This is a genomic window from Paracoccus aminovorans, assembly GCF_001546115.1.
GTDB classification, from domain to species: Bacteria; Pseudomonadota; Alphaproteobacteria; order Rhodobacterales; family Rhodobacteraceae; genus Paracoccus; species Paracoccus aminovorans_B.
Genome location: NZ_KQ955212.1, coordinates 12,742 through 27,998 on the forward strand (window position 1 = coordinate 12,742; position 15,257 = coordinate 27,998).

At 63.3% G+C, this 15,257-nt stretch carries 15 protein-coding genes and 4 pseudogenes; 9 read left to right on the top strand and 10 right to left on the bottom strand.

What is annotated here, in order from left to right; all coding sequences use genetic code 11:
- The 3 genes from ASV56_RS25000 to ASV56_RS23855 all read right to left on the bottom strand — a co-directional run.
- Positions 1-168 (bottom strand): DUF1173 family protein (locus tag ASV56_RS25000; protein WP_156429285.1); only part of this gene is annotated, 168 nt, incomplete at its 3' end.
- Between the two features lie 133 nt (positions 169-301).
- Positions 302-529: a hypothetical protein gene (locus ASV56_RS21880; protein WP_156429281.1), complete on the bottom strand. Its 228-nt coding sequence runs from the start codon at positions 527-529 to the stop codon at positions 302-304.
- Between the two features lie 41 nt (positions 530-570).
- On the bottom strand, positions 571-720 hold the full coding sequence (locus ASV56_RS23855; RefSeq protein WP_156429282.1) for a hypothetical protein: 150 nt from the start codon (positions 718-720) through the stop codon (positions 571-573).
- 65 nt (positions 721-785) lie between these two features.
- Between ASV56_RS23855 and ASV56_RS21885 the strand changes: the two genes are divergently transcribed.
- On the top strand, positions 786-1,031 hold the full coding sequence (locus ASV56_RS21885; RefSeq protein ID WP_010400651.1) for a type II toxin-antitoxin system VapB family antitoxin: 246 nt from the start codon (positions 786-788) through the stop codon (positions 1,029-1,031).
- Positions 1,031-1,456, top strand: coding sequence for a type II toxin-antitoxin system VapC family toxin (locus ASV56_RS21890; RefSeq protein WP_062564083.1), 426 nt, complete (start codon positions 1,031-1,033; stop codon positions 1,454-1,456). Before ASV56_RS21885 ends, ASV56_RS21890 begins: the two co-directional genes overlap by 1 nt.
- A 185-nt stretch (positions 1,457-1,641) precedes the next feature.
- Here the strand turns inward: ASV56_RS21890 and ASV56_RS21895 are convergent, their stop codons facing one another.
- Positions 1,642-1,836 (bottom strand): hypothetical protein, encoded by a 195-nt coding sequence (locus ASV56_RS21895; RefSeq protein ID WP_010400642.1) that lies wholly within the window; start codon positions 1,834-1,836, stop codon positions 1,642-1,644.
- A gap of 241 nt (positions 1,837-2,077) precedes the next feature.
- On the opposite strand from ASV56_RS21895, the pseudogene ASV56_RS24730 reads away from it, so the two are divergent.
- From ASV56_RS24730 to ASV56_RS21925, 7 genes and pseudogenes are all read left to right on the top strand, one after another.
- Positions 2,078-3,301, top strand: a pseudogene (locus ASV56_RS24730) (IS256 family transposase); the annotation flags it as partial.
- A gap of 219 nt (positions 3,302-3,520) precedes the next feature.
- Positions 3,521-5,356, top strand: a pseudogene (locus ASV56_RS24735) (oleate hydratase); the annotation flags it as partial.
- Between the two features lie 660 nt (positions 5,357-6,016).
- A protein-coding gene (locus ASV56_RS21910) for an IS3 family transposase (protein ID WP_156429061.1) occupies positions 6,017-7,143 on the top strand; the annotation gives its coding sequence in 2 pieces (ribosomal slippage) (positions 6,017-6,281 and positions 6,281-7,143; 1,128 coding nt in all).
- A gap of 25 nt (positions 7,144-7,168) precedes the next feature.
- Positions 7,169-7,471, top strand: a pseudogene (locus tag ASV56_RS23220) (transposase); the annotation flags it as partial.
- A gap of 113 nt (positions 7,472-7,584) precedes the next feature.
- Positions 7,585-8,592, top strand: a complete 1,008-nt coding sequence (locus ASV56_RS21915) for an IS110 family RNA-guided transposase (protein ID WP_062562688.1) — start codon at positions 7,585-7,587, stop codon at positions 8,590-8,592.
- A 428-nt stretch (positions 8,593-9,020) separates the two neighbouring features.
- On the top strand, positions 9,021-9,248 hold the full coding sequence (locus ASV56_RS21920; RefSeq protein WP_062564084.1) for an AbrB/MazE/SpoVT family DNA-binding domain-containing protein: 228 nt from the start codon (positions 9,021-9,023) through the stop codon (positions 9,246-9,248).
- Positions 9,238-9,636, top strand: coding sequence for a PIN domain-containing protein (locus tag ASV56_RS21925; RefSeq protein ID WP_062564085.1), 399 nt, complete (start codon positions 9,238-9,240; stop codon positions 9,634-9,636). Before ASV56_RS21920 ends, ASV56_RS21925 begins: the two co-directional genes overlap by 11 nt.
- Here ASV56_RS21925 and ASV56_RS23860 read toward each other — a convergent pair.
- From ASV56_RS23860 to ASV56_RS24740, 6 genes and pseudogenes are all read right to left on the bottom strand, one after another.
- The gene (locus ASV56_RS23860) at positions 9,617-9,793 is read right to left on the bottom strand and encodes a hypothetical protein (protein WP_156429283.1); all 177 of its coding nucleotides are present in this window, start codon (positions 9,791-9,793) and stop codon (positions 9,617-9,619) included. The genes ASV56_RS21925 and ASV56_RS23860 overlap by 20 nt on opposite strands.
- Before the next feature lie 267 nt (positions 9,794-10,060).
- A complete protein-coding gene (lldD, locus tag ASV56_RS21930) occupies positions 10,061-11,194 on the bottom strand; it encodes an FMN-dependent L-lactate dehydrogenase LldD (RefSeq protein ID WP_062564086.1) in 1,134 nt (377 codons plus the stop codon).
- A complete protein-coding gene (locus tag ASV56_RS21935) occupies positions 11,191-11,985 on the bottom strand; it encodes an FCD domain-containing protein (RefSeq protein WP_216635432.1) in 795 nt (264 codons plus the stop codon). Before ASV56_RS21935 ends, lldD begins: the two co-directional genes overlap by 4 nt.
- The gene (gene lldP, locus ASV56_RS21940; RefSeq protein WP_062564088.1) at positions 11,982-13,649 is read right to left on the bottom strand and encodes an L-lactate permease; all 1,668 of its coding nucleotides are present in this window, start codon (positions 13,647-13,649) and stop codon (positions 11,982-11,984) included. The genes ASV56_RS21935 and lldP overlap by 4 nt, the downstream gene beginning before the upstream one ends.
- Positions 13,650-14,036: 387 nt before the next feature.
- A complete protein-coding gene (locus ASV56_RS21945; protein ID WP_253880241.1) occupies positions 14,037-14,894 on the bottom strand; it encodes a DMT family transporter in 858 nt (285 codons plus the stop codon).
- Between the two features lie 169 nt (positions 14,895-15,063).
- Positions 15,064-15,222: pseudogene (locus tag ASV56_RS24740) on the bottom strand (integrase core domain-containing protein); the annotation flags it as partial.
- Between the last annotated feature and the right edge of the window lie 35 nt (positions 15,223-15,257).

Genomic DNA, 15,257 nt, shown 5'->3' on the forward strand with positions numbered 1-15,257 from the left:
GAAAAATCCGGAGCCGATCTTGGCAACATACATGGGCGGCTCCGCCCGACTACACAGGCAGGTCGGCCGTGCCTTCTTCTCGTGCGCCCATGCCAGAATCTGTTGCAGGCGTTCCGCATCGGCGGAAAAGCTGGAATGGCCGAGGCGATAGGTGGGTTCTTTCGTCATTCTGGACAGCTTCTATCGTCAAATATGAGATGGGTTGCGACACCGGCATCGACGGAAAAGCCACCTGTCCCGAGGATCACCCCTCTGCGGCGCGGCCGGCGGCACGCGGTGCCCGCCTCGGCGGGCAGACGCCCTAGATCGCAGGTTCGCTTTTCTTCTTCGGCTGCGCGGGTCGGATTTCGATGAGGGAAACCATGAAAAACCCGAGGCCGATGCATGCTGCGATGACCAGAAGGGCTAGAAATGTTGGCAAAGCGGTTGGCATAACGTCAAGGCCGAGCAGAAAGAGCAGCAGCACTGTCGGCAATACGACCACCGAAACGTAGGCCACCATACCCGCCACTCTAGCCAGCGTGTTCATGATAGCTTCCATAAAATAATTTCCCTTCATCATGTTCTGTCTCAAGCGGTGATATAACCAACCGCAGCTACGGCGGCGCCGAGGCCTGCAGCGACGCTGCCCATGGGATCGACCGCAGCAATGTCCTGCAGGACGGGCATGAAGACATAGGCGGCCACGCCGGCGATGCCGAGACGGAAGATCAGTCGCACGTCATCCTCCTTGCAAAAGTATATACTGAAAGTTATATATCATCTATACCACAAAGGATAGACCGATGGCAATGCTTATCAAAGGCGATGAGATCGACGCGCTGGTCGCCAAATACTGTGCCATGACTGGCGTAAAAAACAAGTCCGAGGCGGTGCGCAAGGCGCTTGCCGCGCAGATCGAGGCGCTTGCCGCCGAGGAACGGCTTGTGGATCGGGTTGGCAGGATCCAGCGCCGCGCGGCCGAGGCGGGGTTCGTCAGCACGGGCGAAGACCTGAAGCCGTTCTTTGACGAGCAATGGGGCGAGGACTGATGTTCCTGGACGCGAGCGCGGTTGTTGCGGTGCTGCTGAACGAACCAGAAGCGCCCGGTCTGCTGAAGGCGATGGAGGCCTCGCGCGGCGCGCTGCGGTTCTCGCCGGTCGTGCGGATGGAAGCGACGCTCGCCCTGGTCAGGGCCAAGGTGCAGGCCCGCGGCAAGGGCCCGGCGGCAGCCGAGGACTTTGCCGCGGCGGCCGAGCTGGTCGACGGGTTTTTCGAGGCGGCCGAAGCGCAAGAGATGCACATCACCACGGGGATGGGGAAGGAAGCGATGCGGGCGCTGTCGGTTTACGGCAAGGTCGTCGGCCACCCTGCGCAGCTCAATTTCGGGGACGCGCTCTCCTACGCCTGCGCGAAAGCCTACCATGTGCCCTTGCTCTACAAGGGCAATGACTTTTCTGAAACCGATCTGGCGTGAAGGATCAGCCATGAAGCTATACGTTGCGACATTCTGGAACAGCGAAGCCTGGGCCGATCTACATGAGGATCCGCGACCTTTCCGCGCTGCCTCGGCCGCGGCCGATGCGGCATTGCTGGCGGGGAAGAGAACGACCAGGCTGCGCCCGGCTGAAGTTAAAGCGGCCCCCGAAGGGGCCGCATAGGTCAGAGACCGAAAAGCTTGATGATGAAGGCTGTCAGGCCGGCGATGGCGCCGACGAGGCCGGTCGCGACGGCCAGCGGATACCAGCGGGCCTCGGCATTGATCTTCGAGGTTTCCGCGATCAGCTTGGCGATCTCGGCCCGCATCTTGTCATCGGCAAGGGACTGTTCGGCGGTGGTCATGTCGGCGTCGCTCATTGGATGCTCCTTGTGAAATGTAAGCGATGAGACCGAAGATTGCGAGGCTCTAGCCGCCCCGCACGGTCGCAAGCATGCGGACACGCTGAGTCAGGGACGGCCCGGCACGGGCCGCTAGCAAGGCCGCGCTCAAGCGGCCGCGGTCGTGTCTCGGAAGTGGTGGAAATTGGACGGCGGCGTAATCTCCGGGTGAGCTGACACCCACCCAACCGGCGGCGGCAACCGCCAGGGAGATCACGCCATGAAGCAGAATACCGACAGCTCGTCCTTTTCGCTACTGCCCGACGCAGGGGCGTATGATCCGATCGAGGATCGCCTTCGGGCAAATGTCCGTGCCACCATTGAGGCCATGTTCGAAGAGGAACTGGCCGACTTTCTTGGACGGCTTCGTTACGGCCGCGGCAACGAGCGGGCCAAGGGCTACCGCCACGGGCATCGCGATCGGCAGCTGACCGGCACATTCGGCACTGAGACGGTGCGGGTTCCTCGTGCCCGGATCGAGAACGAAGCCGGCAAGATCACCGAATGGCGCTCGAAGGCACTGCCCCGCTACAGGCGGCTGACAAAGAAGGCCGAGGCCCTGATCGCGGCGGTCTACCTGGCCGGCACCAACATGCGCCGGGTCAAGCGGGCGCTGTTCGGACTGTTCGAGGGGGCGGTGAGCAAGGACGTGGTCAGCCGGGCCTGGCGCAAGGTGAAGGTCGATTGGGACGCGTGGTCCACCCGCGACCTGGCCGAGGAGGATATCGTGCGGCTCATCCTCGACGGCACCGTCATAAAGACCCGGCTGGACTGCAAGGCCACCAACATCTCGGTGCTGGCGGCGATCGGTGTTCGGCGCGACGGACAAAAGGTGCTCCTCTCCATCAGGAACATGGGCGGCGAAAGCACGGCTGCCTGGAGCCAATTCCTCGCCGATCTGGACGCGCGGGGCCTGAGGCGGCCCGAGTTCGTAATCGTTGACGGCGCCCCCGGCCTTGAAGCCGCGCTTGTGGCACTCTGGGGCGAGGATCTGGCCATTCAACGCTGCACGGTTCACAAGCACCGCAACCTGCTCGGCCACGCGCCCAAGCGCCTGCACGACGAGCTGAGCGAAGACTACCGCGACATGATCTACGCCGACAGCGCGGCCGAGATCGAGACGCGCCGCAAGGCCTTCCTCCGCAAGTGGAAGCTCAAGTGCCGGGCCGTGGCCGATAGCCTCGAGGAGGCCGGCGATCGCCTCTTCAGCTTCACCCGCCTCGATCCGTCGCAATGGAAGTCGGCACGGACCACCAACGCCATTGAGCGTCTGAACGAGGAGTTCCGCCGCCGCATCAAGACCCAGACCGTGCTGCCCTGCGCCGAGACCGTGCCGATGCTGCTCTGGGCGCTCTTGGCGTCAGGGCAGATCCAGATGCGAAAGGTCGATGGCTGGGAAACCCTTTCTCAGCCTCTCGTGCCGATGTCCCTTGACCTCGCGGCCTGCCTGGAGCCAATGTCACATGCCCGGAGCCCGCTGCTCGGCAATTTCCACCACATTCGCGACACGACCGGACCCTACAGGAGAAAGCAATTGAGCGACGAAACACAAAAGCCCTTCAAGGTCGAAAACGATACCACCGCAGGCTACTGGTCGAACAATCCTGCCAATACCATGCCCATTCCCGACATGATGGGCGCCTACATGCGCAATCGCCCTTATCCGGGCAATCAGGTCGAGGGTCGCAAGGCGTGGATCGTGGGCAGCGGTATCGCCGGCCTTGCGGCTGCTTTCTACATGATCCGCGACGGCGGCATGAAGGGTCAGGACATTACCGTTCTGGATGCGCTGGACGTGACGGGCGGGTCACTTGATGGTGCTGGAAATGCCGAGGATGGCTATATCATCCGTGGCGGCCGCGAAATGAATTTCAATTACGACAATCTGTGGGACATGTTTCAGGACGTGCAAGCACTGGAACTGCCCGAGGGTTACAGCGTTCTGGATGAATATCGCCTGCTCAACGACAACGATTCCAACTGGTCCAAATCGCGCCTGATGCACAAGCAGGGCGAGGTCAAGGATTTCTCGACCTTTGGCTTGACCCGGTCCCAGCAATGGGAACTGATCCGGCTGATGCTGAAACGCAAAGAGGATCTGGATGACCTGACCATTGAGCAGTATTTCAGCAAAGATTTTCTGCAGACCAATTTCTGGTTTCTCTGGCGCTCGATGTTCGCATTCGAGAATTGGCAGAGCGCCTTGGAAATGAAGCTGTATATCCATCGCTTTCTGGACTCGATCGACGGTTTTGCCGACATGTCCTGTCTGGTCTTCCCGAAATACAATCAGCACGACACCTTCGTCAAACCGCTGGTCGAGCATCTGAAAAAGCACGGCGTGCAAGTCCAGTTCGGGACACGCGTCTATGATCTGGAAATGTCCGAAGACGGTGACAAGCGCACGGTGACCGGCATTTTGGCAAAAGTGAACGGCGCCGATGAGCGTATCGCGGTCAGGAACACCGATATCGTGATCGCGCTGACCGGGTCGATGACCGAAGGCACGGCTTACGGCGATATGGATAACGCGCCGGTCTTGGATCGCGGCCGTGCCGATCCCGGCCCGGACAGCGACTGGGCGTTGTGGAAGAACCTTGCCGCCAAATCGCCAGTCTTTGGAAAACCGCAGAAATTCTATGGCAATGTCGACAAGTCGATGTGGGAATCGGCGACGCTGACCTGCAAACCCTCACCCCTGGTCGAGCGGCTGCGCGAGTTGTCGATCAACGACCCCTATTCGGGCAAGACGGTGACGGGCGGCATCATCACCTTCACCGACTCGAACTGGGTCATGAGCGTGACCTGCAACCGGCAGCCTCACTTCCCCGGTCAACCCGGCGATACGCTGGTGCTGTGGGTCTATGGCCTCTTGATGGACAAGGCCGGCAACCGCGTCGCCAAGACCATGCCTGAATGCACCGGCCGCGAGATCCTGCAGGAGCTGTGCCATCACTTGGGCATCCCCGAGGATCAGTTCGATGCGGTCGCAGCCAACACCAAGGTCAGGCTGGCCTTGATGCCTTACATCACCTCGATGTTCATGCCGCGCGCGGCGGGCGACCGCCCGCATGTCGTCCCCGCAGGCTCAACCAACCTTGGTCTGGTCGGTCAGTTCGTCGAAACAGCAAACGACATCGTCTTCACGATGGACAGCTCGATCCGCACGGCGCGGGTGGCAGTCTATTCGCTTCTGGGCCTGCGCAAGCAGGTGCCCGATGTCAGCCCCGTCCAGTATGACATCCGCACGTTGCTGAAGGCGGCCCGCACCGTCAATAACAACGAGCCTTTCCCCGGTGAGCGTCTGCTGCATCGGTTGCTGGGCAAGACATACTACGCCCATATTCTGCCGCCGCTGCCAGACCGCAATCAGGGCACGCGTGAGGCCGCCGAAGCCGAGTTGAAGACCATCTTTGGCAACGTGGGACAGGCGCCCGCATTGATCGGGGGATGGCTGCAAAAGATCCGCGACGAGTTCAAACTTCTCAAGGGGCGGTAACGCCCCCCCGCAGCCTGACATGACGCTGCCTGCACCTTTACCGCGTCCTCGCGCTCGTCCGTGCCAGCCGCGCAGTCCCATCCCGAAACTCAGGCGTCGGTCTGTTGCCGTTTCCCATAGAACACCTCTTGGTTCCTCAGTTGGTGCTCTCCACATTTTCCGGGCAAATCCAAGCCATCGAGTGCTGGGACTGGGCACCTGGATGGCTCGCCGATCCCTGCGCGCCAGATGCCTGCCGAATTCGACTGCGGAAGCCATAGTCTGACGCCATTGTATCCGATGTGATCCGCAGCGTGGCCTATACTTGTCTGGCCGACGATATTGGATGGGTCGCGCCAGTGTCACATGGCAACCACCTGACGCCACCACTCCTGCATCTCATCAGGCGATGCCCAGCACTCGTGGCATGTCTGTCTGCGAACGAACGAGACGCTCTGACACCTGTCGCCCAGCCGAAAGCACACGCAAATGCCCTGTGCCCCCTGCGACCAGCGAAGAAATATCGGGCGCCTCGGCGATCAGAAGATCGGCGCGTGCGCCCACTCGAAGCCCGACGTCCGACAATCCCATCAGTCTGGCCGGGGTCTCGGACACTGGAGTGCCCCCACTGAAGTGGTCCACCCACTGGGATAGAAATATCCTGTTCAGGAGGACCATCAGATGGCAGGCAAGCGAGACAAACCGGAAGACATCGTTCTGAAGCTTCGACAGATTGAAGTGCTTCATGGACAGGGAATGGCAATTTCCGACGCGGTGCGGCAGATCGGCGTGACCGAGCCGACGTATTATCGCTGGCGCAAGCAGTATGGCGGCATGAACCGGGATCAGCTGAAGCGTCTCAAGGAGCTTGAGGCGGAGAACCAGCGGTTGCGGCGCGCGGTGTCAGATCTGACCTTGGACAAGATGATCCTGAGCGAGGCTGCACGGGGAAACTTCTAAGCCCTTCGCGCCGTCGCCAGTGCATTGACCATGTGCGGCAGGCGCTCGGCATATCCGAGCGCCGCGCCTGCCGCATCCTCGGGCAGCACCGCTCGACGCAACGCAAGGTTCCTTGCGGCGCCCCGGACGAAGAACGGCTGACGGAAGACATCATCACGCTCGCTCGCACCTACGGGCGATATGGCTATCGGATGATCACCGGATTGCTGAACAACGCCGGTTGGCATGTAAATCATAAACGCGTGGAACGGATATGGCGGCGTGAAGGGCTGAAGGTCCCGCAAAAGCAGGCAAAGAAGGGTCGGCTCTGGTTGAACGACGGGTCCTGCGTCCGTCTCCGGCCGGAGCACCCGAACCACGTCTGGTCCTATGATTTCGTTCAGGACCGGACACATGACGGACGGCTGTTTCGGACGCTCAATATCATCGACGAATTCACGAAGGAGGCGCTGGTGATCCGTGTAAACCGCAGGCTCAATTCCACCGACGTAATCGACGCCCTGACGGATCTGTTCATCTTGCGTGGCCCGCCTGCGTTCATAAGGTCCGACAATGGCGCGGAATTCATTGCCAAGAAGGTGCAGGGCTGGATCGGCGCAGTTGGTGCCAAGACCGCGTTCATCGAGCCGGGTTCACCCTGGGAGAACGGGTATTGCGAGAGATTCAACGCTCGATTCCGCGACGAACTCCTGGATGCAGAAGTCTTCTATTCGCTCAGGGAGGCCCAGATCCTCATCGAGCGATGGCGCCGCCACTACAACACTGTCAGGCCGCACAGCTCCCTGGGATACCGCCCACCCGCACCGGAAGCCGTCATCCCAATAGACCAGCGGCCGACGATGCACTAACAATCAACCCGGACCACTCGGTGGGGGCAGTCCAGCCCTGTTGGGCAGCTTGCCGGCGGCAGAATGGCTGCTGGGCGACCGTGGCTATGATGCCGATTGGTTCAGAGATGCGTTGAAAGACAAGGGGATTAAGCCCTGCATACCGGGACGGAAGTCCCGTGGAAAACCCGTCAAGTATGACAAGCGCCGCTACAAACGCCGCAACCGGATCGAGATCATGTTCGGGCGGCTGAAGGACTGGCGACGGGTCGCAACCCGTTACGACAGATGCCCGAAGGTCTTCCTCTCAGCCATCGCCCTCGCCGCAACCGTCATGTTCTGGCTATGAATCGAGAACGAGATGCCGTAACGGGGCCTGCGTCGCGACCCGCCCGTTACCGTTGCAAGATTGAGGGCAAGCTGGCGCCATTCCCGTATCGGATCTACATGGAGGACTGCGGGATGAAGCTGTTTGTCGGGCTGGATGTGTCGCTGGAGAAGACCGCGATCTGCGTGATCAGCGAGCATGGGAAGATCGTGAAGGAGGCGCAGGTGGCCAGCGAGCCCAAAGCGCTGTCGTGCTGGATCTGCGACCAGGACGGCGCAATTGCCGCCGTCGGGCTTGAGGCTGGCCCCTTGTCGCAGTGGCTGCATCGCGGGTTGTCAGATGCGGGACTACCTGTCGTTCTAATGGAAACCAGACAGGTAAAAGGCGCCCTGAAGGCCATGCCGATCAAGACGGACCGGCGGGATGCAGAGGGTATTGCACGTCTGATTCATCTTGGTTGGTTCCGACCCGTTCATTGCAAATCGGTGTCTGCACAGGAGGTTAGAGCGGTGCTCAGCGCTCGTAAGGCTGTGCAACAAGGGTTTATCACGCTGGAAATGTCACTGCGCGGGCTGCTGCGGAACTTCGGGCTCAAGGTTGGCACCATATCCCGCGGCAGGTTCGAACAGCGTATCCGCGAACTGGCGGCGGGCAACCCGATGCTGGAAGCGGCAACCGAACCCATGCTTCGCGCGCGCGCGGCGCTGCGGCGAGAGCTGGCGGGTCTTGAACGCAATGTCCGTCAACTCTCCCAGGAAGATCCGGTCTGTCGTCGGCTGATGTCGATGCCCGGGATCGGCGCCGTCGTGGCGTTGACCTATCGATCCGCTGTCGATGATCCCGCCCGCTTCACATCCTCGAAGAAGGTCGGACCATGGGTCGGCCTGACGCCGTCTCGCAACCAGTCGGGCGAGCGCGACATCTCGGGCGGGATCACCAAGGCAGGCGACGTCAACCTTCGACGCGCGCTGTGCCAGGCCGCAACCGTCATGATGCATCGTGGACGGGCGAGCTGGCTGCGAACCTGGGCGGCAAAACTTGCGCGCCGTCGGGGTGCCAAGCGCGCGATGGTTGCGCTGGCCCGCCGCATCGCCGTGATCCTGCACCGGATGTGGAAGGATGACACCGACTTTCCGTTTTGACATTCCCGTGCTTCATGCCGGCTGAAGACACAGATTCCAGACTGCTGCCCGCCTGATCGCGGGCCTTCGAGGTCCCCACGGGACGCGGTTCCGGTGATGCCGTGCTCAGGACTGATGCCGATCGTATCGAGCACGCCAATGAGATGGGCACATCGGAATTGCATTGAACCAGCATCATGTTGGCAGCCACAGCGCTGACCACGGACCGAAGCATGCACCCGGGTCGATCTCAGGCGAAGGCTGCCGAACAGGGAAGCAGATCACTTTCTCAAAGAACAAGACCGCGCGCTCCGGCGGCACATCCCGTATGCGCAAAACCGCTTGACTGGGACGACCCCGTTACCGAAGTCCTGACCCTAGCAGACTTGAATCTTACGGATGAAGGATATACATTCTGTGAAGGTATATCATACTTGGGAACCAGGATCATGCAGATCGCGAAATGGGGCAACTCGCTGGCTGTCCGGCTGCCCGCCGAGCTCGTGCGCGAACTCGGGCTGAAGGCTGGTGACGAGATCGAACTGCATCCCGCCGAGAAAGGCTTTGCCGTGCATCGCAGGCCTTCGGCCGAGGACGTGCTTGCCGATCTGCGCCGATTCCGCGGGCGGCTCCCCGCCACGGAGAGAATAAGCCGCGACGACGCGAATGCGCGCTGATTTCTTCGACACGAACATCGTCCTCTACCTGCTTGACGACAGCCCGAAGGGCGACATCGCCGCCGGCCTGTTGGCAAGTGGCGGCGTGATCAGCGTCCAGGTACTGAACGAAGCCCTGGTCAACTGCATCAGGAAGGCCGGAATGTCCTGGCAGGAGGCAGGCGATTTCCTGATGGGTGTGCGCGGGTTGTGCAAGGTGATCGATCTCTCGGCCAGAATTCATGACGTAGGCCTGGCTGTCGGTGAACGATACGGATTCTCGGTCTATGATGCGATGATCGTCGCTGCCGCACTGACCAGCGGTTGCGAGCAGCTCTATACGGAAGATCTTCAGCATGGTCAGCTGATCGAAGGCAGACTTCGGATCGTCAATCCCTTCCGGCAGTGATCCGGACCTTGGCAAGGGCTCCTTTGCCATCGCCCGGCCGACCGAGGTCGAGGCGAAGGGCGTGCTGGACGAGATCGTCGCCAAGGCCAAGCCCGACGCGGTCCATGGCTTTGCCCATCAGGTCAAGAACGCCGGCTAGCCGCAGCGCAAGGTCCATCCCGGCCCCGCTGCCGTCCGGCAGATGAGGGGCTCGGGTCCGGGCGCCGCGGTGGCGATCAGGATCTCGATGCAGAACCCTTCCCAGCTTCAGCCGATCACCTGATGCCCCCAGGCTTTCCGTCGCACCAAGGCCCAGCGGGGCATGAACAAAGGCTGCTGCCCCTGACATGGACCCTGGGCGACTTCCCCAGACACTTGCCGGGACCGGGCTGGCCTGGGGATCTGGCGCGGGACAGGGCCCATGGCCCCGCCCCGCGCAATCGGCTTAGTCGACCAGCGCGCTGCGGTCGATTTCCGCGATGGACTTCACCCCGGTCAGCGCCATGGCGACGCGCATCTCCTTGGCCACAAGGTCCAGCATGTTCGCCACGCCCGCCTCTCCGGCCGCCGCCAGCGCATAGATGAAGGCGCGGCCCATCATGCAGCAATCCGCCCCCAGCGCCAGCATCCGCACCACGTCCAGACCGGACCGCAAGCCGCTGTCCGCGAGGATCGCCAGATCGCCCTTGACCGCATCTGCAATCGCCGGCAGCGCCCGGGCCGAGGACAGCACCCCGTCCAGCTGCCGCCCGCCGTGGTTCGACACCACGATGCCATCGGCGCCGAAACGCACCGCGTCGCGGGCGTCCTCGACATCCAGGATGCCCTTGATGACCATCGGGCCTTTCCAGAAATCGCGGATCCATTCCAGATCGCGCCAGCCGATCGAGGGGTCGAAATTGGCGCCCAGCCAGCCGATGTAATCCTCGAGCCGGGTCGGGCTGCCGCGATAGGCCGAGATATTGCCCAGATCATGCGGCTTGCCCTTGACGCCCACGTCCCAGGCCCATTGCGGATGCAGCGCGGCCTGGGTGAACTGGCGCAGCTTGGCATTCGGCCCCGACATGCCGGAATGGGCATCGCGGTAGCGCGCACCGGGCACCGGCATGTCGACGGTAAAGACCAGCGTGGTGACCCCCGCCGCCTGCGCGCGTTCCAGCGCGTCCTTCATGAAGCCCCGGTCCTTCAGCACATAAAGCTGAAACCAGATCGGCGCGGCGCTGGCGGCCTGCACCTCGGCAATGGGACAGACCGAGACGGTGGAGAGCGTGAATGGCACCCCGCGCGAGGCGGCGGCGCTGGCGGCCTGCACCTCGCCGCGCCGGGCATACATGCCGGTCAGCCCGACCGGCGACAGCGCCAGCGGCATGGCCAGTTTCTGCCCCAGCACGGTGGTTTCAAGGCTCAGCGCCTCGACATTGCGCAGGATGCGCTGGCGCAGCGCGATCTGCGACAGGTCCGCGACGTTGCGACCCAGCGTGTATTCGGCGTAAGCGCCGCCGTCGATATAGTGATACAGGAACGGCGGCAGGCGGCGGCGGGCGGCCTCGCGATAGTCGGAAATCGAGGAAATGATCATGGCTTGCTGCTTTCGGCTGTCAGGCCGGCGGCGCGGGCGGCGCTCGCGCGGGCCTTGCGGGCCAGATCCTCGTCGATCTGGCGGATGGTGGAGGCGACGAAGTTCAGATGCGCGTCGGATGCGGCGCGGGCGGCCTGAGGGTCGCCGGCGGCAATGGCATCGCACAGGGCCAGGTGCTGGCGATACAGCGCCTCGGCCATGCGGGGTTCCTGATAAAGCTTGTCCCGGCTTTCCGAGATGCTGGATTCCAGCAGCCCGAACAGGCTGTGCATGACCTGATACAGCACCGCATTGTCCGAGGCTTCGGCGATGGACAGGTGAAAGGCGGCGTCGTTGCGCGCCTCGGCGGCCGGGTCGTCGGGGGCCTCGCTGGGGTTCATGACGCCCAGGGCGTCGCGGATGCGCGCCTTGGCGGCGGCGTCGGCCCGCAGCGCGGCCTGCGCGGCTGCGGTCCCCTCGAGCGCCAGACGGATTTCCATCACGTCATGGCCATAGTCCTGATGCAGCGCCAAAAGCGGCGCCAGCGGCGCCGCGATGGTTTCCTGCGCCCAGACCCGCGCATCGGGCTGCGCGACGACCAGGCCGGTCTTGCGCACCTCGACCCGGCCGCGCGCGGCCAGCCGGCCGATGGCCTCGCGCAGCGCGGTGCGCGAGGCGCCCAGCTTTTCCGCCAGCGCGCGTTCCGACGGCAGGCGGTCGCCGGGGCGCAGCCGCCGGGCCGAAATCATCCGTTCGATTTCGGCCTCGACACGGGACGAGACGCTGTTGCGGGGCGGGCGGGCTGGGGTCACGGGATCATCCACGGAAAGACATAGGCTTGCAGCGTGGTGATGATGCCGACAAGCGCCGCCAAGGCAAGCGAGTGCTTGACCGTAAAGCGGAACAGGTCCGATTCACGCCCGACCAGCCCCACCGCCGCGCAGGCGATGGCGATGGACTGCGGCGAGATCATCTTGCCGGTGACGCCGCCGGTGGTGTTGACCGCGACCAGCAGCACGTCCGACACGCCGATCTGATGCGCGGTCGCCGCCTGCAACGCCCCGAACAGCGCGTTCGACGAGGTGTCCGAGCCGGTGACGAACACCCCGAGCCAGCCCAGGAAGGGCGAGAAGAAGGTGAAGGCCGGGCCGGTATGCGCCAGCGCCAGCGCCAGCGTCGCCGACAGCCCCGAATAGTTCGCGAGGAAGGCAAAGCACAGGACCATGCCGATGGAATAGATCGGGATCAGCAGCCCCTTGAGCGTGTCGCCGAACACCGCGACCGCCTTGCCCGGCTTCATGCCCAGCACCAGGATCGTGACCAGCGCCGCGAACAGGATCGAGGTGCCGGTGGCCGAAAACCAGTCGAACTTGTAAAGCGCGGCAAAGGGCGCGGTCTCGGGCACGATGGGCGGGGTTTTCTGCACGACATTGTCGAGGAACGGCACATGCAGCTTCAGCACCCAGCTTTCCAGCGCGCCGCCGGCGGCGAACAGCGCCTTGAAGGGCGCGATGCTCCACAGCGTCACGAAGGCGGTCAGGATGACAAAGGGCGACCAGGCGCGGGCGATCTGGCCGGGCGTATAGCTGTGGCCGGTCTCCAGCGGCGCGACCGCTGCGGCGCCATCCTGGGCCACGTCCTGCTGGTCAAAGCGGAAGATGCGTTTCGGTTTCCACACGCGCAGGAACAGCGGCAGCGCGATCAGCGCGGCGATGGCGGCGGTGATGTCGGGCAGTTCCGGGCCGATGAAGTTCGCGGTCAGGAATTGCACGACGGCAAACGAGCCGCCCGCGACCAGGATCGCCGGCCATGTCTCGCGCACGCCGCGCCAGCCGTCCATGATCATGATCAGCCAGAAGGGCACCAGCATCGACAGCAGCGGCAATTGCCGCCCGGCCATCTGGCCGATGTGGAACGGGTCAAGCCCAGTGACCTGCCCGGCGACGATGATCGGGATGCCCATGGCGCCAAAGGCCACCGGCGCGGTATTGGCGATCAGGCACAGGCCGGCGGCGTAAAGCGGGCGAAAGCCCAGCCCCACCAGCAGCGCGGCGGTAATCGCCACCGGCGCGCCAAAGCCCGCAGCCCCTTCCAGGAAGGCGCCAAAGGCAAAGCCGACCAGCAGCAATTGCAGGCGCTGATCCTCGGTAATGCCCAGGATCGAGCGGCGGATGATCTCGAACTGGCCGGTCGCGACCGAGATCTTGTAGAGAAACACCGCCCCGATGATGATCCAGGCAATGGGCCACAGCCCATAGAAAAAGCCGTAGATCCCCGAGGAAAGCGCGGCGCTGACCGGCATGCCATAGACCAGGATGGCAATGGCCAGCGTCAGCGCGACGGTGATGGTCGCGGCCTGGAAACCCTTCAGCCGCAGCCGGGTCAGCGCCAGGAAAAAGAACAGGATCGGAATGGCGGCGACAAGGCTGGACAGCCAGATGTTGCCAAGCGGGTCGTAATTCTGCGCCCAAGTCAAGGTTTGCTCCTCCCATAACTGGTATGACCAATAAGGATCATGGGCGCGGTGTTGGGGGCGTTTCGGCTTTTCGTCAAGAAAATCTGTTTATTTTCCGTCATTTTATGGTCATACCAAAGGTGGTGATGACGGATATTCAGGGCCTATATCCTTCATTGTTCCGGCCAAATTCGCATCTGGTCAGACCACCGGCCGCGGTGCCTGGAATCGGGTTGGATTCGCGCATGCTTGGGTCGCAGTGGTCCGGCAGGACCGGGTGATTCGGTTGCATTCGGCACGGCCGTTGCGGCATCCCGTCGCGCGTGCGCGGGCGCAACGCCTGCCGGTCTCTGCAAAACAGGGGATGGATGGCCGCTCAGGCGGACACAGCCGACCTTCGGGCCAAGATCATGTCGCGCGGCTTGGCCTTGCGCCGCGCCACATGATGAACAGCCCCGACAGCACGATCATGACCGAGCCAAGCAGCATCGGCGCGGTCAGCCTTTCCCCGAACAGCGCCACGCCAAGCGCCAGCCCGAAAATCAGCCGCACATAGCGAAACGGCGTCACGGCCGAGACCTCGCCCGTGCGCATCGCCTTCATCAGGCAGCTATAGGCGCCGACCCCGCACAGCACCGCCAGCGCCAGCAGCAACCCCGGCCGCAGCCCCGGCGGCACAAAGGGCTGATGCGACCACAGCGCCACGATCAGCCCGGCCACCGCCACGGCCAGAAAGCCGTAAAAGCCCAGGACATTGGTGCCCAGCGTGGCGGGCGCGGCCCGGCTGGCCAGATCGCGGCCGGCAAAGCCCAGCATCCCGGCCACCGCCAGCAGCGACAGCATCGAAAAACCCTCGGTCGCCGGCCGCAGGATCACCAGCACCCCGGCCATGCCCAGCCCGATCGCGGTCCAACGCCGCCAGCCCACGCGCTCGCCAAAGATCACGGCGGCGGCGACCACGACGACCGGGGTGGCCTGCAGGATGACCGTGACCGCCGACAGCGGCATCAGCGCCAGCGCGAGGACATAGAACAGCCGGCCCGCGATCTCGAACACGACGCGCAGGCGCATGGGCAGCGACAGCACGTCCCGGCTGAACAGCCGTTCGCCGCGCCGCAGGGCGAGCCCGGCAAAGACCAGGGCGCCGCCCAGGCCAAAGCTCAGCAGCACCTGCGCAACGGGCATGGCCGTCGAAGCGACCTTGATCATCGCGTCTTCCAGCGTGAAGGCCGCCATGGCGGCGATCATCCAGGCCGCCCCGGCCATATTCGCCGCCTGACGCATCCGCCCTTGCGGTCCGTGCTGATGAATGGCGGAAGCACGTTCCATGGCGAGGCCTTTGCTGGGAATACAGGCAGGTCCTAGCAGCCTGCCCAGTCCTGCGCCACCCGTCCCCGGCGGCGCAGGGCGGGTCCCGCTCTTCCTGCAAAGAGCCGCTTCTGTTCAGGGTTTGGTTCTTCACTGACCGATTGAGGAGCTCCCGCGGTGTGAGCCCGTCGAGGCTCGTGTGCGGGCGGCGGTGATTGTAGTCGTCGCGCCATGTCGCGATCAGCTCGCGGGCGTAAGGCATGCTGGAGAACAGGAGTTCGTTGATCCGTCAGGCCCGGGCCGGTGAAAAAGATATGCAGG